Raw genomic sequence first — 18,473 nt, 5'->3', positions numbered from 1 at the left:
CCACGACCGGTCCGCCGATCGTGGTGGTGGGCCCAACGGCAGTGGGCAAGTCGTGGTTGGCCCTTGCTCTGGCCAGACGCCTGGGCAACGCGGAGATCTTGTCGGTCGACTCGATGCAGGTCTACCGCGGTATGGACATCGGCACCGCCAAACCGACGGCGGCCGAGCGAGCCCAGGTGCAGCACCATCTGATCGATCTGATCGACCCACACGAGACGATGGACATCGTCGACTTCGCTCGGGCTCACGACAGCGCCATGGCCGATATGCATCAGCGAAGCAGGCAAGCCGTGTTGGCGGGAGGCACCGGGCTCTACATCAGGGCCGTTGTCGACCGGCTCGAACCGCCGCCTCGATATCCAGAGGTGATGGCGCGCCTCGAGAACGAACCCGACACCGTCGGTCTGCATCATCGGCTCCGCCAGGTCGATCCGACGGCGGCGGCCCGCATGGAGCCGAACAATCGTCGCCGGGTTCTGCGGGCTCTGGAAGTGAGCCTGGGTTCGGGCAGACCGTTCAGCTCGTTTGGGCCCGGGATGACCCACTATCCGCCGGTGCCCCACCTGATCCTCGGCGTCGACGCACCTCGAGACGTCCTCGACCGGCGCATCGACGTTCGCTACGACCAGCAGATGCGGCAGGGTCTGCTGGCAGAGGTCGAGGGCCTGTTGAACTCGTCTGAGGTGATGAGCCACACAGCCAGGCAGGCGTTGGGCTACAAGGAGCTGGCCGAGCACCTCGAAGGGGCCATCTCGCTGGACGAGGCACTCGACACCGCAAAACGACGTACCCGCAGGTTCGCGAGGCGCCAGCAGCGATGGTTTCGCCGAGATCCTCGGATCGTGTGGCTGGAACACCAGAGCAGCCCAGAACCCCTGGAAGAGGTGGCCTGGGAACTGGTCGAACGTCACCTCGACCACAAATGAGTTTGGGCGAGGCCGCCGACTTGCGACAATGGATGACAATCCGCACGAGGCGGCAAATGTTCAACAGAGGTTCCACTTGCATCTGACCAAACATCACGGGCTCGGCAACGACTTTCTCGTACTCATCGACTTGGACGAGACGACCCCCATCGATGCTGCTATGGCCCGCTCGGTCTGCGACCGGCGAACCGGTGTAGGAGCCGACGGCCTCATTCGCGTCACCCCGGGCCACGACGATGCGGACTTTGCTATGGAGCTTCTGAACAGCGACGGAAGCCCGGCCGAGATGAGCGGCAACGGCATGCGTTGCCTCGTTCAGGCGGTGGTCATGAGCGGGCATGCCCCTGGTGACGAGTTCGTAGTTCTCACCGCGGGCGGCGCTCGCCGCGCAGTTCATTCGGTTGGCGACCAGCCCGGCCAGTCGAGAGTTTCGGTCGAGATGGGGCCCGCCACGCCGGGCCAGATCGACGCCGCAGCGCTGGTTCACAAGACCCCGCCCTTGGCGGCGGCCACCATCGACATCGGAAATCCACACCTGGTGTTGCATGTCGAAGACCCCGGCGTGGTCGACCTGTCGGTCGACGGCCCTGCCTATGAGGCACAGTTCCCGGAAGGGGCGAACGTTCACTGGATTCGCCCTGTTGGCGAGGGCCTCGAGTTGCGTGTGTGGGAACGAGGTGCGGGCATCACGATGGCGTGTGGCACCGGAGCATGTGCAGCGGCCACTGCCGCCCACCGTTGGGGGCTGGTGCCCGCCGATGTCACGGTGCTGATGCCCGGCGGGGCGGTCGAGGTTTCGGTCCGAGACGACGTCTTGTTGACGGGGCCGGCCAACTATGTCGCTTCGATCGACGTCGATCCTTCGCTGCTGGTGTCCCGATGACCGAACGTCCAGACTCCAACGGTTCGCCGACGGCTGTCGCCGACGAGACCGAGTCGCATCGTGGCGGCTTCGGCGAGTTCGCCGGTGAGGCCACGGGCCTCATCGACCGCAGCTTCCGTGAACGGATCGTGCTGGTGGGCATGCACTTGCCCGACCGCACCGACATCGAGGTCGACCAGCATCTCGACGAACTCGAACGCCTTGTCGACACTGCGGGCGCTGACACCATCGAACGTGTCGTGCAGAGGCGCGACACACCGGACCCGGCCACCTATATCGGCAAGGGAAAAGCTCGCGAGGTGATGGAGGTTTCCGAGGCGGTCGACGCCGACACGGTCGTGTTCGACGACGAACTGTCGCCCGGCCAGCAGGCAAACCTCGAGAAGATCCTCAAGCGCACTGCGCTCGACCGCACCGCGGTCATCCTCGACATCTTCGCCCAGAACGCCACGACGCTCGAAGGCAAGGCCCAGGTTGAACTCGCGCAGCTGAAGTACCGCCTGCCCCGCCTTCGCGGCCGGGGCAATGCCCTGTCTCAGCAGGGCGGCGGCATCGGCACGAGGGGTCCGGGCGAAACCCAGCTCGAGGTAGACCGCAGGCGAATCCAGCGCCGGCTCCAGAAGCTGGAGCGCGACCTGGAAGGCCTTCGCCGCACCCGGGTCAACCAGCGCAAGGCTCGCCGCCGGTCACGGTTCCATACCGTGGCCATTGTCGGATACACCAACGCCGGCAAATCGACCCTGCTCAACCGCTTGACCGGAGCCGGCGTGCTGGTCGAAGACCGCTTGTTCGCCACACTCGACGCCACGACCCGACGGCTGCAGCTGCCAGGTGGCGAGACCATCCTGTTGAGCGACACGGTCGGCTTCATCCGCAAGCTGCCTACCTCGCTGGTAGAGGCGTTCAAGTCGACCCTCGAAGAGGTCGCCGAAGCCGACCTGTTGGTACATGTGGTCGACGGATCTGCCGCCGATGCTGAAGAACACATCGATGCTGTCCGGTACGTGCTGCGCGAGATCGGAGCCGGCGAGGTTCCAGAACTGGTGGTGTTCAACAAGGCCGACGCAGTCGTCGAGCCCGGTCATCTGGATGCATTGCTCGCCCACCACCGCGGATCTCTGGCGGTGTCGGCTCATTCGGGCCACGGAATCCAGGAGCTGCTGCTTGCCATAGGCGACCGCATCCGATCGCTGTCGGCTGTCTACGAACTGGAGATCCCGTACGAGCGCGGCGATATGATCGCGGCGGTTCACCGCGAGGGTGAGGTCATCGTCGAGACCCATGGCGACACCGGCACCCGCATCCGGGCCCGCCTCGACGACGTCTCCAAGAACATCCTCGCCGAGTACATCACCGACGCCGAGGATCCGATTTGACCGCCGAACCGTTCGTTCCGCCTCCCTACCCCTACGACCGGCTCGACCAGCTGAAGCCTCTGGCTCAGGCCCACGAGGGCGGCATCGTCGACCTGTCCATCGGCACACCGTGCGACCCGCCTCCGCCGGCGGTGGTCCAGGCGCTGGCGTCTTCGGGGGCCGAGCGCGGCTATCCACCGTCGATCGGCACATTGGCCCTGCGCGAGGCCATCTCGGGCTGGTTCGACCGCCGTCTCGGATTGTCGGTCAGCACCGACGACATAGCTGCGGCCATCGGCACCAAGGAGTTCGTGGCCGGCCTGCCCAACTACATGAGGCTTCGAAATCCGCAGCGCGACACCGTTCTGTATCCCGAGATCTCGTATCCGAGCTATGCCATGGGCGCCATTCTGGGCGGATGCCGAGCGGTGCCGGTAGCGGTGGACGAGCACTGGCGGATCGATCTGTCCAGCATCGACCCCGCAGACGCCGAGCGGGCCCTGTTGTTGTGGGTCAACACGCCCGGCAACCCGGCCGGAAACGTCGATGATCTCGAGGCCGCCGCCCGCTGGGGGCGAACCCACGGCGTGCCGGTGTTCTCCGACGAGTGCTACATCGAGTTCACCTGGAACGGTCCGCGACGGTCGATCCTGGAACACGGCTCGCAAGGCGTGGTCGCAGTGCATTCGTTGTCCAAGCGCTCGAACCTGGCCGGGGTGCGCGTCGGGTTCTACGCGGGCGACAGCGAGCTGGTGCACTACCTGTCCGAAGTTCGCAAGCACGCCGGATTCATGGTGCCGGGACCCGCACAGGCGGCTGGCATCGTCGCGCTGGGCGACGACGAACACGTCGAGATCCAGCGCGGCAGATACCTGGCGCGCATGCAGCGGCTGGCGCAGGGTCTGGCAGCAGTAGGTGTAGAGGTCGATCTGCCCGAGGGCGGCTTCTACCTGTGGGCACCGGCGCCCGACGGCGATGCGTGGGGTTTCACCGAGTATCTGGCCAAGACCACAGGTGCTCTGGTCAGCCCCGGCGAGTTCTATGGCGAAGCTGGCTCAGATCGGGTGCGCCTCGCTGTGGTGCGCGACGACGAGGCCATCGAGCGTGTTGCGTCGCGTCTCGAAGCCGCCGGCTAGCCGTCGGTCAACACCAGCAGCAGGTCGCTTCTGAGCCCGGCAGGAACCTTGCTGGTATAGGTCTCGCTGCGATCTGGCGACCTGAAGACCAGCTCGTCTCGGTCGAGCGACACCAGCAGGTCTTGGCCCGTCATCCACACGAGCGGTCGGGCTTGGTCGATCGCCGAGGTTTGGGTCTGACCGGCCTGCATCAGCCAGCCGACCGGGCGCCCGCCCCCGATCAGGTAGCGACCACTGGAAGAAATGGTCAACTCGTCGACCTCCGAGCCGGCCGGAAGCGTCTGCGAGGTTCCGTCGGCGAAGTCGACCACCAGAAGGCATTCGTTCAACGAGCAGTTCCAACGAACCGTGGTGCCCGCACGGCCGGCCACCACCAGCGACTCGACTTCCTCGACCACTCCGCTGCTGTCGAAACGCCAAACACCGTTGGGGCCGTCTGCGTACAGCGCGCCCTCGGCGGCGTGCACCGAGTTGACGTACCCGGTGGTGCCAGAAAGCATCTGAGGCTCGGCGCCCGGTATCTGGGCGATGAATCTCAGGCCGCCGTCGACCGAAGTTGATGCGGTCCAAACGGCTTGGTCGTCCCAGGCGATGGGTTCGCCGACCACGGGTGTCAGTGCAGAGCTGTTCGGATCGACCAGGTACGAGAACGGCTTGCCTTGGACCAGCACCATCCCGGCGACCACGGCGAGGTCGTTGACATCTGTTCCGTTAAGACTGATGCGTGTGATGCTGCCGTCGGCAAGGTCGATTCGCACCAGGCGGCTCGAAGCGTCGACGAACCACCCGGTTGACGGCACCGTCCAGTCGGAGTCGATCTCTGCAGGCCGGTCTGGCGCTGTGGTGGTGGTTGACGACTCGTCGACGGTTGCCGAAGTTGGTGTGCTGGGGTCGTCGTCTGCCCCCGACGTGGTGGGCGCGGTGGTGCTGGCGGCGGCGGTCTCTTCGTCTCCTGCGCCTCCGAAAACGGCGACGCCGAGCATGACGGACACCAGGCAGGCAACCAGGGCGACCACGCCGCGGTTGGCTCCGCGCGAGATATGGCCGTCTTCGAATGTGGGGGAGTCGTAGATCGGTTTGCCCGGCTCGACCCGCATTGCCTCACGCTAGTCTCCCAGCCGTGAAAGACCTCTTGCAGTTGGCATCACAGATCGTCTCGATCGAGTCGGTGAGTCTGGGCGAGACCGCTCTGGCCGACCACGTTCACGAGCTTCTGGGTTCGGCACCACACCTGTCGGTGGAACGGATCGGAAACAACGTGGTGGCCCGCACCACCCTTGGACGACCCCAGCGGCTGCTCATCGCCGGACACCTCGACACGGTTCCGGTCAACGACAACCTTCCCGGGCACATCGAAGGCGACCGGCTGTACGGCCTGGGTGCCTGCGACATGAAGGGCACTGTTGCGGTCATGCTCGACCTCGCCATCGAGGTGACTCAGCCGGCGGTCGACGTCACCTGGGTGTTCTATGAGGCAGAGGAGATCGCTGCCGTTCACAACGGATTGCGCAAGATGTTCGACGAGTGCCCCGAACTGTTGGCCTGCGATGCGGCCATCTTGGGTGAACCCACTTGCGCCGCTGTGGAAGCCGGATGCCAGGGCACGCTTCGAGCCAGGGTCACGTTCACCGGAGCCAGGGCCCATACGGCCAGACCCTGGATGGGACGCAACGCGATTCACAGGCTGGGCGACCTCCTGTCGCGCCTCGAGGCATACGAGGGTCGCTCGCCGGTCATCGAGGGTTGCACCTACCGAGAGGCCGTTCAGGCGGTGTTCGTCGAGGGTGGTGTGGCGGGCAACGTGGTGCCCGATTCCGCCACCGTCACCATCAACCACCGGTTTGCCCCAGACCGCAGTCTGCAGGAGGCGATCGAGCATCTGCGCTCGGTGGTAGGCGAGTGCGACCACTTCGAGGTGACCGATTCGTCGCAGGCGGCGCCGCCATCGGTCGAGCATCCATTGATCGCGGCCCTGATCCGGCGAAACGATCTGCAGGTGAACGCGAAGCTGGGCTGGACCGACGTGGCCCGATTCGCCCAACACGGCATTCCTGCCATCAACTTCGGTGCCGGCGACCCGACCATCGCACACACAAAGGACGAGTTCGTCGAGCGCTCGGAGATCGAAAGCGTGCACTCGGCCCTGGCCGATCTTCTCCAACGCGGGGTCGATTAGCCCGTATTTGGGAGATATGACAATCGCATCACAGCCGATTTGTGGGCTCTCAACAGGAAATTCCCGAAAATCTGCAACATTTTCGTCGCCTGATTGAAACTTTTACCCTCACATGTGATGTCATATGTCACGTACTCGACCCAACGGCAGCCGCTGTCCCTCCGGCGCAATTGCGCTCAGGCCGCCGACAGGGCCGTGTCGCGAGGGGAAAGCTCACGCGGCGATGCCGCCGGGGCCAGTTGCGGGACTGGGCTCGGCGGCATCGTACGTTCCCGCCCAGTTCAGGGGCGCACTGCGATGTCTATCGGGCTGCCGCCCACCTTCGCCCGGCCCCTGCCCAAGGCGTCACCGAAGGCAATAACCTCGCCGTTGTCGGCCAGCGCAAAGTAGCCGTTGCCGGTGCCCGTCGGCCGCAGTTCGATGGCAGGCGATGAGGTGCACAGACCCAGCCCGGGTACCGAACCCCAGAACGGCACGGCAAAGCTGAACACGCCGCCGTCTCCGCCCAGCAGCCAGTAGCCCGAGCCGTCTGGGTGAACAGCCATGGATATCACCGGAGCGTCCAAGACCATGGCGCCAGTGGAGCCGTGGAACTCGGCATCGCCGAATGTGAACACGCCGCCGTCGCTGGCAAGCAACCAATAGCCGTTACCGCTGGCGGTGGGGGCCATCGAGATGACGGGGGCCTTCAGGTCCATTCCACCGGTAGAGCCGTGGAACTTCGCTGCTCCGAAGGTGAACACTCCGCCGTCCTCGCCCAGCAGCCAGTAGCCATTGCCCGTAGGCAGCGCGGTCATCGAGATGATCGGAGCATCGAGCGTGAAACCGGCCATCGACCCGTGATCAACGGCATCGCCGAAGGCATAGACGACGCCTGCCGAGTCGAGAATCCAGTAGCCGTTGCCCGAGTGTGTGTTGGTCAACGCGACCGCTGTAACGCCTGTCGGCAGTGTCACGTTGCGGCTCTTCAGATCGCCCCAGAAGTCGACCCCCACCGCGTCGACAGACCCATCGCGATGCAAGATCCAATAACCGGTGGCCGAGTCCGATCGGGGGTTCTGGGGCGGGTTCAGATTGGGCCGGCAGGTGGTGGGCGCCGCGTTGTCGGTACCCGACGGGGCCGCGGTGTGCATCGGGTTGCCACGCCACATCGGCCACGTGCCAGATGGCTGACTGGGCAGACGGTAAGCGGTCAGCACCGCCCGGTGGCCGGCTGGGTAGACACCGCTGCCCGTGCGTTCGTTGGTGGGCACGATCAGCTGCCAGCCGTCGGGCCCGAAGTTGCCGGCGAGGGGTGAACCAGCTCCGGCGAACAGTTCGTCCTGGTTGAGACGGCCTCCGGCCAGGCGCTTGCCCGTCGAACCCTCGACCACGAATGTGAAGATGTTCGATGTTGCGACGATGTCCATGTCGGAGTCGCCGTCGGCGTCGACGATGATCGGGCTGGCCATGTAGTTGACGATCGCGCCAGGAAAGTCGCCTTCGAGGGCGTCCTTTTGATACTTGATGGTGCCATCGCGTTCGATGACCACGATCGATCCGCTGGAGGTCGGCTCGTTGATGGTGGTCACGACGATCTCGGTCTTGCCGTCGCCGTCGACATCGCCCAGAGCGGGTGTCGAGAAGACCCGGTGGCTGAGCTGAACGGGGAAACCAGGCAGCAGGGTGCCGTCGTCCGCGTGGAACGCCCAGACCTGCCTGGCTGCGTTGGGTTCGTAGAACTGAACGCTGCCGCCCACCACGACGTCGGTGCGCCCGTCGTTGTCGATATCGCCCATGACCGCCGATGACTGGAAGATGTCGGAGCGCTCTATGGCGGGGAAGCGTTCGCTGACCACACCCTGGTTCCAGTCGAGCACCCTGAACCGGCCGCCCTGGTGGGTGAAGTTCAGGCCGATGCTGGCGTCGCCGCCGATGTAGATCTCAACGCGTCCGTCGCCATCGATGTCGTACAGCGACGGCGAACCCCATGTGGTGTCGTAGTGAACGAACGGGAACCCGGAAACGGGCGAGCCGTTGCGGTCGAGGGCCCAGATGCGGTGATCCCAGCCGCCGAACACGATGTCGAGATAGCCGTCGCCGTCGACATCGCCCAGCGCCGGGCTGGAGTACACACCCTCGGTGAAGCCGTCGGCACCGCCGTCGGTCCACATGTTGAACGTGTCGAAGCCCTGGTGGCTCCACACCCGGTTGCCGTTGTGATCCAAAACGACGACGCCGCCCTGCTGGTTGGCGACCTTCAGCGTGCCCACGCCGACCACGATCTCGACATCGCCGTCCTTGTCCAAATCGGCGACCACGGGAGCGCTGCCCACCGAAGATGCCGCCGACTGGCCAGCGATCTTTGCGGGCTTCGACCACACCAGCGAGCCGTCGCCGTTGTAGACGTGAACCATCCCGTCGAGGGTGCCGAAGACGATCTCGTCGTATCCGTCGCCGTCGACATCGCCGACCGTCGGGGCCGACGAATCGTTGGCGGCGCTGGTGGTGATTCGCCACAACTGGTCCAGGTTCGACGCCGCGGAGGCCTCGGTCGGCGAGGTTGCGAGGGTCGCTGCGGCCAGGGTCGCGCAGAGCAGTGTGCGGGTCAGAGCTCTCATGGTGAACTTGTCGGAATGTTGGTCCTCGAACTGGAGTCGCCCGCCAGCGAATCATCTCAGGTTACGATGGGGCGAAGCGAGGTCGGACGCGGCCGCCCCGATCCTCGCAGCTCGGTCGAGATCGAAACCATCGTCTTGGTGGGTCCGAGCACCTCCAGGCGGCCTCGAAAGCTGACAACACGTGACAACCTTCCAGGAGCTCGGCGTCGCCGAAGACCTGGTCGAGTTCCTTGCCGCGCAGGGTATCGACGCACCATTTCCCATCCAGATCCTGACCATCGCGGATGGTTTGTTGGGCCGAGACGTGTGCGGAAAGGCCAAGACCGGCTCGGGCAAGACCCTTGCGTTCAGCCTGCCCGTGGTGCAACTCGTCCAGCGCCACGAACGAGGCCTGCCAACCGCACTGATGCTGACACCAACGCGCGAGTTGGCAAATCAGATCTTCGAGGTCGTTCAGCCCATGGCCGAGGTCAGGGATCTGCGCACGATCTCGGTTTATGGCGGCACCAACATCGACCGCCAGATCGAGACCATCGCCGAGGGCATCGAGATCGTGGTGGCCACACCCGGCCGTCTGATCGACCTCATCGACCGAGGTGCCATCGATGTCACGTGCATCGAGAAGGTGGTGGTCGACGAGGCCGACCGCATGGCCGACATGGGGTTCTTGCCGCAGGTCGAATGGATTCTGCGGCGAATCACCACCGAACACCAGACGATGTTGTTCTCGGCCACACTCGACGGTGTAGTAGACACCGTCATCCAGCGCCACCTGTCGGACCCGGTCAAGCACGAGGTCGACTCGAAGGAAGTCACCGTCGACCAGATGGGGCACCTGTATTTGACCGTCCACCACATGGACAAGCCCAAGGTCGCTGCGTCCATAATTCGTGGTGCCAGCAGGGCCATCTTGTTCACCCGCACCAAGCGGGGCGCCGACCGCCTCGAACGAGATCTTCGTAACGAAGGCGTCGAGGTTGCCGCGATCCACGGTGACCTGCGGCAAAAGCAGCGCGAGTCTGCCCTGTCGCGCTTCACCCAGGGCAAGATCAAGGCGCTGGTCGCAACCGACGTCGCAGCCCGCGGGATCCACGTCGACGATGTCGACGTGGTCATCCACTACGACCCGCCGGACGATCACAAGACCTACCTCCACCGTTCGGGCCGTACCGCCAGGGCCGGCGAGAGTGGCACCGCGGTGACCTTGGTGTTGTGGGACGAGGAACTCAACGTCAGGCAGCTTCAGAGGCGGCTGGGCATGTCGCTGCCGATGCACGAGGTCTTCAGCAACGACGAGCGTCTTCTAGATCTGCCGGCGTGGGTTGCGCTCGATTCCGAGGCGGAGTCCAGCACCGCCGGAACCTGATGTGACCCAGCCCGAGTTCGACGCGCCATCACGCATTGGCTCGTCGGTGGCCGGGGCCTTGGCCTTGGGCGTTGACGTCACAGATCTGTACCAAGTAGCCGTCGCTTTCGGGTTGAACGCCGACGTCGTGGACATTGCGGCCCAGCGCGGGCCGGCTCAGTCCCAGCCCGCTCAGATCGGCCCGTCCGGTGGTGACCGAACCGCTTTGGGCGCCTGGTACACCCCGCCCTCGTTGGCTAGTGGCATCGTCGACCTGGCCCTCGACCTGTTCGGAGCCGAACCCGAGTCGCTGCTGGACCCCACCTGCGGGTCGGGGGTCTTTTTGTTGTCCGCGGCCTCGGCGCTGGTCGCACGAGGTGCGAACCCAGACGACGCAGTTGGCCGGCTGAGCGGCTTCGACCTCGATCCGGTTGCATTGTTCTGTGCGGCGGTCGAGGTCGCCAACTGGTGCGCCACCAGTGGAGGTCGATGGACGCAGCCGAGTCTGCGGATGGGCGATGTGGTGCACTCGGGGATGCTCGACGAAGTCCGAGCTGCCGACCTGGTGGTCGGCAATCCGCCGTTCTTGTCGCAGTTGCGCCGGCGTACTGCACGAAACGCCACCCAGCGCGCCGGCGTAGGGCGCATCGGCTATGCGGACGCATCGGCGATCGTTTTGAAACGCAGCGTCGACCTGCTGGCCGATGGGGGAGTGGCCGCTCTGGTGATGCCGAGGTCGTTCCTCAGCGCCCGAGATGCGGCCCCTGTGCGCCAACACCTCGAAACCGCTGGTCGTTTGGCCGCGGCGTGGTTCGACGACCGACCGATGTTCGATGCCGCGGTGCGGGTATGGGCGCCGTTCGTGGTCAGAGAACCGGGCCATGCCGGTGACGTCGTGCTTGCGCGTGGTGACGGGGTCGAGGTCAGCCAGCGCGTCACGTTCGATGGCTGGAGTCAATTGGGGGCCGATGCCATGGAGGTGCCGCGGTTGCCGGCCGGCCGCAAGACCAGTGGCGTGCTGGGCGATCTGGCCGTGGTCAGCGCCGACTTTCGCGATTGGTTCTACGAACTGGCCCGAGCTGTGCGAGAGGCGCAGGGCCAGCACCTAGACCCCGACGAGGTCGGAGTGTTGACCAGTGGGGCCATCGACCCGGCGCGCATCTTGTGGGGGCACAAGCCCGTCAAGCTGGCGGGCACGTCATTCGACAGGCCGGTGGTGGATCGTGGGTGGCTCGAAGCACGCAGTGACGCTGCTGTTCGGCTGTCTCCCAAACTGATAGTCGCCAACCAGACCAGCGTCATCGAGGTGGTGGTTGACACCGAGGGTCGTTGGGTCGGATCGACGCCCACGATCCATGTGCTGCCCCGGGCCCACGAAGACCTCTGGCGACTGGCTGCTGTGCTTGCGTCGCCTCACGCCACGGTCGAGGCGATGCGGCGCAGCTCCGGCAACGCCCTGTCGCCCACTGCCATGCGCCTCAGCGCCAGGCTTGTGGCCGACCTGGCGCTACCCGCCGACCTCGACGCCTGGGATGAAGCGGCCCAGGCCATGTGCGATGGCGAGCCCCTGACCGTGGTGGCCGAGGCGATGTGCGACGCCTACGGGATCGACAGCAGCGACCCCATCGTCGGCTGGTGGATGGGGCGGGCCGGCAAACGGTTGGCTTGAAGCGCCGGTCAATCCGGTCGACAATCGAACCCGACCAGGCAACTCTGGACCTGGCGAGCACACCTGCTCGTCCGCAAGTCACGAAAGCGAGCCCAGACCAAGTGTTCTCAGAAGAAGACCCGACGAATCCGCCGCCCGTGTCGGGCGCCTGGTTCGAGGGTGACGATCCCGAAGATCGTGTCTTCATGCAGTTCACGCGCGGCCGCGACTTCGTTCTCGAGTCGGGCGAAACCCTTCAGGCACCCGTTCTGGCTTACGAGACCTGGGGCACGCTCGACGACACCGCTTCTAACGCCGTGTTGGTGTGTCACGCCCTCACGGGTGACAGCCACGCTGCCTCACACCCCAAGCCTCATCACCACCTGTCTGACGAAGGCTGGTGGGAACGTGTAGTGGGCCCCGGAAAGACCATCGACACCAATCGCTATTTCGTGGTGTGCGCAAACGTTCTCGGTGGCTGCCAGGGGTCGAGCGGGCCGGCCTCCACCAATCCGTCGACCGCCAAGCGCTATGGCCCCGACTTTCCGCAGGTGTCGGTGCGCGACCAGGTGAGGGCCCAGGCCAAGCTGGCCGAAGAGCTCGGTGTCGAGTCGTGGCTTGGCGTCGTCGGCGGATCGATGGGTGGCATGCAGGCGCTCGAGTGGGCCGTGACGTTCCCCGATCGGGTCAGATCGGTCGCGGCTCTCGCCACCACCGCTGCCGCGAGCGCACAGCAGATCGCCTGGAGCCAGGCGGGCCGCATGGCGGTGATGGCCGACAGTGGCTGGAATTCGGGCCACTACTACGACGCTGCCCCCGGGCACGGTCCCCACCGTGGCCTGGCCACGGCCCGAGTGTTGGCGATGATCCACTATCGCTCTGACCTCGAGTTCAATGCGCGGTTCGGCCGGCTCAGCTCTCACGGTCGACCGGCGGCCGAACACGGTGCGATGTTCGACATCGAGCGCTATCTCGCCTATCAGGGCTCGAAGTTCGTCAGGCGTTTCGACGCCAACAGCTACATCCTGTTGAACAGGATGATGGACCTGCACGACCTGGGACGAGGGCGGGGCGGTGTTGCGGCGGCGCTGTCACGCGTCAAGTGCCCGTTGTTCACGGCGTCGGTGTCCACCGACTTCCTGTACCCCGAGTACCAGCAACGGGAGCTGGTCGAGGGCTTCGAGGCGGCCGGTCAGTGGGCAACGCACGTGATGATCGAGGCCGACACGGGCCACGACGGCTTCTTGACCCACGGCGATCAGGTCGAGCCGCAATTGCAGGCGTTCCTGGACAAGATCGCATCCGACGGCTGACACCGCCGACAGCGGCGGCCCCCTCAGCCGTTGCGGTCCTCGAATGTTCGGGCGACGACCCGGCTGGCCGGGTATTCGACCTGGTGTGGTAGCTCGTGTGGTTCGGTCCTGACCCGAGCCACGAAGTGGCCATTGGGGCATGTTCGCGGCATCTTGACCCGAGGCTCGGTATCGACCCTGGCGCTTGCCAGCGAGGTAACGAACACGCTGGCGAGGCTGGGGTCGGTCATGAGTCGCATTGTTCCGGGTGCCGGCGCCGACAGGGGCGATTCGCCTCTCTTGACCCTCTCGGGTGCCACCGGCCAACTGATCGGCTCACCGCATTCGATGCACTCGAGGATGACCCTTCCTTTGGACGGGATCTCGAGGTTGGTGGGGATATGGAAATTTGCCGTCATAACCGATGGCAGTGACGCACAGAGCGACCGTCTGGTCGCGAGATTCTGCGAAAAAGATCACACTTTGACGATTTCTGAGATCTCGCCCAGTTCGTCTGGGGTCATCTCCCAGCCGTCGGCGGCCGCGTTGGCCACTATCTGGTCGACGCGTGTTGCACCGGCGATCACCGACGACACCGGTGCGTGTGCCAGCAGGTACCCGAACGCCAACTCGAGGATCGAACGGCCGTGGTTGGATGCGTATGACGTGAGCACCCGGGTGCGGTCGAGTTGCCAGTCGGCCAGGAACATCTCCTTGCGTTCTTCTGGCATCGCGGCAAGCCGCGAACCCTCCGGTGGGCCTTGGGGAGTGACCTTGCCCGTCAGCAGCCCGCTCTCCAGGGGGAAGTAGGGAAGGAAAGCCAAGCCCAACTCCTCACACGCGGGGATGACATCGGGCAGGGGCTCGCTGTGCAGCACCGAGAACCGATTCTGGACACTCGCAAACCTCGCAAAGCCGCGATCGTTGGAGACCTCGTTTGACTCGCCCAACAGGTCTGCACCGTAGTTCGAGCACCCGATGTGGCGGACCTTGCCGGCAACCACCAGATCGTTCAGTGCGCCGAGGGTGTCTGCCACGGGCACCTTGGCATCGGGGAAGTGGTGTTGATAGAGGTCGATCCAGTCGGCGCCCAGTCGGCGAAGGCTGTTGTCGACCGCCTTCTTGATCCATTCTGGGTGTCCGCCCGTGAGGGTCTCGGGAACGTCGTAGGCACCGAACTTGGTGGCGATCACGACGTCGTCGCGCTGGCCCTTCAGCGCCTTGCCCAGATACTCCTCGGACAGGCCGTTGCCGTACACGTCGGCCGTATCGAAGAAGTTGACCCCGGCGTCGAGCGCGGCGTGAACGACCTTGGCGGTGTCGGCTTCGTCGAGGCGCATGCCGAAGTTGTTGCACCCGAGACCTATGACCGACACGTCGATGTTGCCGAGCTTGCGATGTTTCATGTCGTGTAGCGTCGCACGTCGTGCCCGAGTTGGTCGAGGTCGAGATCTACCGCCGGTCGGTCGAACCCGTCGTGGGGCGGCGTGTCGAGGCCGTTCGCACCCCCGATAGCTGGTTCTTGAAGGGCGGCGTGACCCCGGCAGCCCTCGACGAAGCGCTGGTCGGGGCCTCGGTGAGAGCCAGTCGGCGCCTGGGAAAGCTGCTCATGGTCGACATCGGCGACACCACCCTGGGCCTGCGGTTCGGGATGACCGGCCGCATCGTGGTCGACGGCAGCCAGCCGATAGAGCGCCTTCTCTACTCAACGGTCAGCTCCAGCGAGAGATTCGCGAGGTTTGGGATCGGGTTCGACGACGGCTCGGAGCTGTCGATCATCGATCCGCGCCGTCTCGGTGGGGTCGAGCTTGCGCCAGACGAATCGGCGTTGGGACCAGATGCAGCAACCGTCTCGAAGCGCCAAATCGAGGCGGTGCTGACGGGACGAAGAAGCCTCAAGGCCGTGCTGCTCGATCAGAGCCGCATTGCCGGAATCGGCAACCTGATCTGCGACGAGACCCTGTGGCGCGTCGGCCTAGACCCAACACGCCCGGTCGCCACCTTGACCAGCGCCGAAAAAGCTGCGCTGGCGCGAGCCATCCGCGAGACCGTTGGAGTGCTGACCCGCCGGGGTGGCTCGCATCTGGGAGACCTGCAAGACCATCGCGTCGAGGGCGGTGTGTGTCCCCGAGATGGTGCACCACTCACACGTGCCCAGGTGGGTGGGCGCACCACCTACTGGTGCCCTCAGCATCAGCGCTGATCTAGACATCGCGCCCGTCATGGATAGGTCTGGCACGAGTACAGTCGCACGTGTGCATCGGAGTCGGGCGATAAAGCTGCTGCTGGCCACCGCAGCTATCGCCCTGGTGTCGGTGTTCGTTGCCGTCTCGCCTGTTGGTGCGCTGGCGCTGTTGGCTCAGGCCCAGACCGAGGTCGACGACGGCACCAGGCCCATGCGCATCCTGGCCATCGCCATGGGTGTGCTGGCAGTGCTGCTCGGTGTGCTGACCTACTTCTACTGGAAGGCCACAACCCCACCGGCGCGGCGTGGCTATCTGCCCATGCCCGACTGGTCGGCCGAGCCCAGGCTCGAGCGTCGGCCGAGCCCCACGGCGGGCGAGGTGGCGGGTGCCCCCCACGTTGAGGCCGAGCCCCGCACACGGCCCCCGCAGGCTGCACCCTCGCTGCGAGACTCGCTCAAGGCGCGGCCGGTTCTGGGCGACAAGCTGGCCGATTCGGGCAACTGAGCCTCTAGGTTTTGTTACATGGCTGAATCTCTCGACGTAGATGCGATGATCGCCAGGTTCCGGGCGCGGGCCGATGCTGCCAGGCGCCGAAACCTGCCACCCGTTGGTGGAGATGAGCGCAAGGCATTCCTCCGGGCTCAACAGGAAGACTTCATGGACTTCGCCATCATCGGCGATGCCACGTGGCAGCTCGAAGACGGCATTTTGACCTTCCGCGTCGATCTTCGACCCAAGGCCGAAGATTGATCCGAAGGCGTTGTACGCGCGGCACATCCTGCTATGATCTTTCCTCGCTGCGGATGTAGCTCAGCTGGCTAGAGCGCAACCTTGCCAAGGTTGAGGTCGCCGGTTCGAACCCGGTCATCCGCTCCAGTGCAAAGCCCCGCCTTCGGGCGGGGCTTCTGCGTTTTCAGACCAGGTCGCCGAGTTCGTGGTCCAACGCTGCTGTGTGCAGCCTTGTCAGCATTGCCTCGAACAGGTCGACGCTGCGCCGGTCGGGGGTAGCCATGTCGGCGAGGTTGTTGGCCAGCATCGCCATCCACCACAACATCGAGCTTCGGTAGTCGTCGCGAACGTGAGCCGTCTGGGATGGCTCGACTCCCAGCTGCAGCAGGGTGTCGATGTACAGGTCACACAGCTCATCTTCCATGGCGCGGCGAGTGGTGATGTCCAGGCTGGTAGTGCAAAAGAAGCTCAGGTCGGTGGCGCCGCCCGTGTACATGGCGGTCTGCCAGTCGACGATGGTCACCTTCGAATCATCGCCCGGAGCGAACAGCATGTTCTCGAGACGGAAATCGGCGTGGGCGATGGTCAAGGGTCGCCGGGCCATCGACGCCAGGTAGTCGCGCACCTGTGGCACAAACCGCCGTGTCCACTCGATGGTTTCTGCTTCGAGCAGGTACGCGAACCGGGCGGCGAACCGTTCGAAGCTGGCTTCCATGGCGCCCTGCAACCCGGCACCGGTATTGGGTCTGTCTATCCCTGGCACCCACTCGAGGTGGGCAGTGCGCGGCATTCCCCACCATGGTGCATGCAACCCGGCCAGCGCCGCCACGGCCGCTCTGGCGGCCTCCGGGCTGGCCCCCTTCACCTGGTCGCCGGCTGCAGCAGGCGCCATGTCCTCGATCAGCACAGCGGCCCGATGACTCGATGGTTCGATGATGGTGCGGTAGGACCGCGGCACCGAGATGGTGGAAGGCAGTCGTGGGGCCAACTGTTCGTAGAACATGGCCTCGCGATGCCACACCTTCAGCAGCTTGCCCACGGCCAGGGCTGCCGGGTCAGTTGCGGGGAGCTTGACTATCGCCGTCGCCGGCACGTTTGGCGAATGCGGCGCACTCATCTGAAGCCGGCCGACAGTGCCCAGAAATGCCGAGCCGACCGCAAGTTGGGTGACGTCGACCGACTCGATGGGCAGGCCAAAGACCTCTGACAACCAGACGGCGTCGACTTGGGCCAGTGTGGTGGGAACCCCGGGCGTCACGCGTCCGGGCCACTGTGGTCGGCGAACCTGGCCGGTATCCACTCCGACAATCGGGCGCGCAGTTCCTCAGCTGCTTCGGTCAATAGGTGGCCCGCTCCGTGCAGCGGTACGAGCTCGCCTTTGCCCGCCAGCATGGCGACCATCTCGCTGGCCATGAACGGAAGCAGCTGGTCGGCATCTCCGTGCAACAACAGCAGCGGTGCGATCAGCTGGTCGGCTGTCTCGCAACCAGCCGATTGGGTCGCCAGGGTGACTACGCCAGCGCAGTGTGGGCCGAAGGCGACGCCTGCGTTCAGCGCCACCGCTCCGCCGAAGCTGTGCCCGACGGTCACGAAGCGTTCGGCGCCCGACCGCAGGCTGAGGTCGGCGGCGGCAGCCACGTCGTGAACACATCGGCCCAGGTCGTTGGGCTTGCGGTATCCGACCCGCACGGTGCCGATGCCCAACTGGGCGAAATGCTCAGCCAGTGAGAAGAACAGCCCGTCGGCGGGTCCGAGAACCCCACCCAGTGCGCCACCACACATCAACACGACGTCGGTTGCGTCGGTTGGTCCATGGCGGAAGAACGACAGCAGACCCTTCTCGGTGTAGATCTCGACGTGCCGCTGGCCCGGGGCGATCTCGACCTCGAGGGCCGCCATGCTGTTGAGCGTTTCGAGCGGCGTTTGAACCTCGTCTGGCTCGTCGGTCGACGGATCTGGGTCGGTCATGTTGTCGCCAATCTCGAAGCGTGCGCAGACCAGCCGAAACTACCTGCATCGCTGCGGCGGGACGAAGACGGGAGACCCATTCCGCCGTGGAGTGACGTTCCCCTTGCGGCGTCACTCCACGGCGGAATCCGACACCGGTCCGGGAGTTCTTCCTTCTCCGACCCGGCTCGATCTCGACCAGATGTCTACGGAATGCGAAGATATCGCCACTCTGAGTGGGCGTCAATGC

The 18,473-nt window shown here is 65.1% G+C and carries 17 protein-coding genes and 1 tRNA gene; 12 read left to right on the top strand and 6 right to left on the bottom strand.

Features of this window, described 5'->3' with window-relative positions; translation table 11 throughout:
- The first annotated feature begins 26 nt into the window (after positions 1–26).
- The 4 genes from miaA to R2770_14090 are packed head-to-tail and all read left to right on the top strand — an operon-like array spanning position 27 to position 4,300.
- Positions 27–926, top strand: coding sequence for a tRNA (adenosine(37)-N6)-dimethylallyltransferase MiaA (miaA, locus tag R2770_14105; protein MEZ5281588.1), 900 nt, complete (start codon positions 27–29; stop codon positions 924–926).
- Positions 927–954: 28 nt separating this feature from the next.
- Positions 955–1,809 (top strand): diaminopimelate epimerase, encoded by an 855-nt coding sequence (gene dapF, locus R2770_14100; GenBank protein MEZ5281587.1) that lies wholly within the window; start codon positions 955–957, stop codon positions 1,807–1,809.
- A complete protein-coding gene (gene hflX, locus R2770_14095) occupies positions 1,806–3,185 on the top strand; it encodes a GTPase HflX (protein ID MEZ5281586.1) in 1,380 nt (459 codons plus the stop codon). Before dapF ends, hflX begins: the two co-directional genes overlap by 4 nt.
- Entirely contained in the window at positions 3,182–4,300 is a 1,119-nt protein-coding gene (locus tag R2770_14090) for an aminotransferase class I/II-fold pyridoxal phosphate-dependent enzyme (GenBank protein MEZ5281585.1), read from the top strand. The genes hflX and R2770_14090 overlap by 4 nt, the downstream gene beginning before the upstream one ends.
- On the opposite strand, the gene R2770_14085 is transcribed toward R2770_14090, so the two are convergent.
- Positions 4,297–5,397: a hypothetical protein gene (locus R2770_14085; protein ID MEZ5281584.1), complete on the bottom strand. Its 1,101-nt coding sequence runs from the start codon at positions 5,395–5,397 to the stop codon at positions 4,297–4,299. The two genes, R2770_14090 and R2770_14085, sit on opposite strands and share 4 nt — an antisense overlap.
- 23 nt (positions 5,398–5,420) lie before the next feature.
- Between R2770_14085 and dapE the strand changes: the two genes are divergently transcribed.
- On the top strand, positions 5,421–6,476 hold the full coding sequence (gene dapE / locus R2770_14080) for a succinyl-diaminopimelate desuccinylase (protein ID MEZ5281583.1): 1,056 nt from the start codon (positions 5,421–5,423) through the stop codon (positions 6,474–6,476).
- 281 nt (positions 6,477–6,757) lie between these two features.
- Here dapE and R2770_14075 read toward each other — a convergent pair whose 3' ends face one another.
- The gene (locus R2770_14075) at positions 6,758–9,076 is read right to left on the bottom strand and encodes a VCBS repeat-containing protein (protein ID MEZ5281582.1); all 2,319 of its coding nucleotides are present in this window, start codon (positions 9,074–9,076) and stop codon (positions 6,758–6,760) included.
- A 181-nt stretch (positions 9,077–9,257) separates the two neighbouring features.
- Here R2770_14075 and R2770_14070 point away from each other — a divergent pair, with 181 nt between their 5' ends.
- From R2770_14070 to R2770_14060, 3 genes are all read left to right on the top strand, one after another.
- Complete coding sequence (locus R2770_14070; GenBank protein MEZ5281581.1) at positions 9,258–10,442, top strand: DEAD/DEAH box helicase; 1,185 nt, start codon at positions 9,258–9,260, stop codon at positions 10,440–10,442.
- Between the two features lies 1 nt (position 10,443).
- Positions 10,444–12,090 carry an N-6 DNA methylase gene (locus R2770_14065; protein ID MEZ5281580.1) on the top strand — a complete coding sequence of 549 codons (1,647 nt, stop codon included), beginning with the start codon at positions 10,444–10,446 and terminating at the stop codon, positions 12,088–12,090.
- Positions 12,091–12,275: 185 nt separating this feature from the next.
- Entirely contained in the window at positions 12,276–13,382 is a 1,107-nt protein-coding gene (locus tag R2770_14060; GenBank protein ID MEZ5281579.1) for a homoserine O-acetyltransferase, read from the top strand.
- A gap of 23 nt (positions 13,383–13,405) precedes the next feature.
- Here R2770_14060 and R2770_14055 read toward each other — a convergent pair whose 3' ends face one another.
- Complete coding sequence (locus R2770_14055) at positions 13,406–13,612, bottom strand: hypothetical protein (GenBank protein ID MEZ5281578.1); 207 nt, start codon at positions 13,610–13,612, stop codon at positions 13,406–13,408.
- Between the two features lie 225 nt (positions 13,613–13,837).
- Complete coding sequence (locus tag R2770_14050; GenBank protein MEZ5281577.1) at positions 13,838–14,767, bottom strand: aldo/keto reductase; 930 nt, start codon at positions 14,765–14,767, stop codon at positions 13,838–13,840.
- 20 nt (positions 14,768–14,787) lie between these two features.
- Here R2770_14050 and R2770_14045 point away from each other — a divergent pair, with 20 nt between their 5' ends.
- The 4 genes from R2770_14045 (at position 14,788) to R2770_14030 (ending at position 16,423) form a co-directional block, all read left to right on the top strand.
- On the top strand, positions 14,788–15,564 hold the full coding sequence (locus R2770_14045; protein MEZ5281576.1) for a DNA-formamidopyrimidine glycosylase family protein: 777 nt from the start codon (positions 14,788–14,790) through the stop codon (positions 15,562–15,564).
- A gap of 52 nt (positions 15,565–15,616) precedes the next feature.
- Entirely contained in the window at positions 15,617–16,051 is a 435-nt protein-coding gene (locus R2770_14040; GenBank protein MEZ5281575.1) for a hypothetical protein, read from the top strand.
- Between the two features lie 18 nt (positions 16,052–16,069).
- On the top strand, positions 16,070–16,297 hold the full coding sequence (locus R2770_14035) for a hypothetical protein (protein MEZ5281574.1): 228 nt from the start codon (positions 16,070–16,072) through the stop codon (positions 16,295–16,297).
- 49 nt (positions 16,298–16,346) lie between these two features.
- Positions 16,347–16,423 (top strand) — tRNA-Gly (locus tag R2770_14030).
- A gap of 37 nt (positions 16,424–16,460) precedes the next feature.
- Here the strand turns inward: R2770_14030 and R2770_14025 are convergent.
- Both R2770_14025 and R2770_14020 read right to left on the bottom strand, forming a co-directional pair.
- Entirely contained in the window at positions 16,461–17,534 is a 1,074-nt protein-coding gene (locus R2770_14025; GenBank protein MEZ5281573.1) for a phosphotransferase, read from the bottom strand.
- Positions 17,531–18,244: a hypothetical protein gene (locus tag R2770_14020; protein ID MEZ5281572.1), complete on the bottom strand. Its 714-nt coding sequence runs from the start codon at positions 18,242–18,244 to the stop codon at positions 17,531–17,533. The genes R2770_14025 and R2770_14020 overlap by 4 nt, the downstream gene beginning before the upstream one ends.
- Positions 18,245–18,473 lie beyond the last annotated feature (229 nt).

The sequence above is a fragment of the Acidimicrobiales bacterium genome, assembly GCA_041394185.1.
Taxonomy (GTDB): domain Bacteria; phylum Actinomycetota; class Acidimicrobiia; order Acidimicrobiales; family Poriferisodalaceae; genus JAAETH01.
Note: the sequence above shows the minus strand (reverse complement) of the source record. Positions and strands in the feature narration are given on the sequence as shown.

Bases quoted from the DNA above. Each gene is read 5' to 3' on its own strand.
- dapF (MEZ5281587.1), top strand. From the start codon at position 955: ATGGATGACAATCCGCACGAGGCGGCAAATGTTCAACAGAGGTTCCAC.
- hflX (MEZ5281586.1), top strand. From the start codon at position 1,806: ATGACCGAACGTCCAGACTCCAACGGTTCGCCGACGGCTGTCGCCGAC.
- R2770_14085 (MEZ5281584.1), bottom strand. From the start codon at position 5,397: ATGCGGGTCGAGCCGGGCAAACCGATCTACGACTCCCCCACATTCGAA.
- R2770_14075 (MEZ5281582.1), bottom strand. From the start codon at position 9,076: ATGAGAGCTCTGACCCGCACACTGCTCTGCGCGACCCTGGCCGCAGCG.
- R2770_14060 (MEZ5281579.1), top strand. From the start codon at position 12,276: ATGCAGTTCACGCGCGGCCGCGACTTCGTTCTCGAGTCGGGCGAAACC.
- R2770_14055 (MEZ5281578.1), bottom strand. From the start codon at position 13,612: ATGACCGACCCCAGCCTCGCCAGCGTGTTCGTTACCTCGCTGGCAAGC.
- R2770_14050 (MEZ5281577.1), bottom strand. From the start codon at position 14,767: ATGAAACATCGCAAGCTCGGCAACATCGACGTGTCGGTCATAGGTCTC.
- R2770_14035 (MEZ5281574.1), top strand. From the start codon at position 16,070: ATGGCTGAATCTCTCGACGTAGATGCGATGATCGCCAGGTTCCGGGCG.
- R2770_14020 (MEZ5281572.1), bottom strand. From the start codon at position 18,244: ATGACCGACCCAGATCCGTCGACCGACGAGCCAGACGAGGTTCAAACG.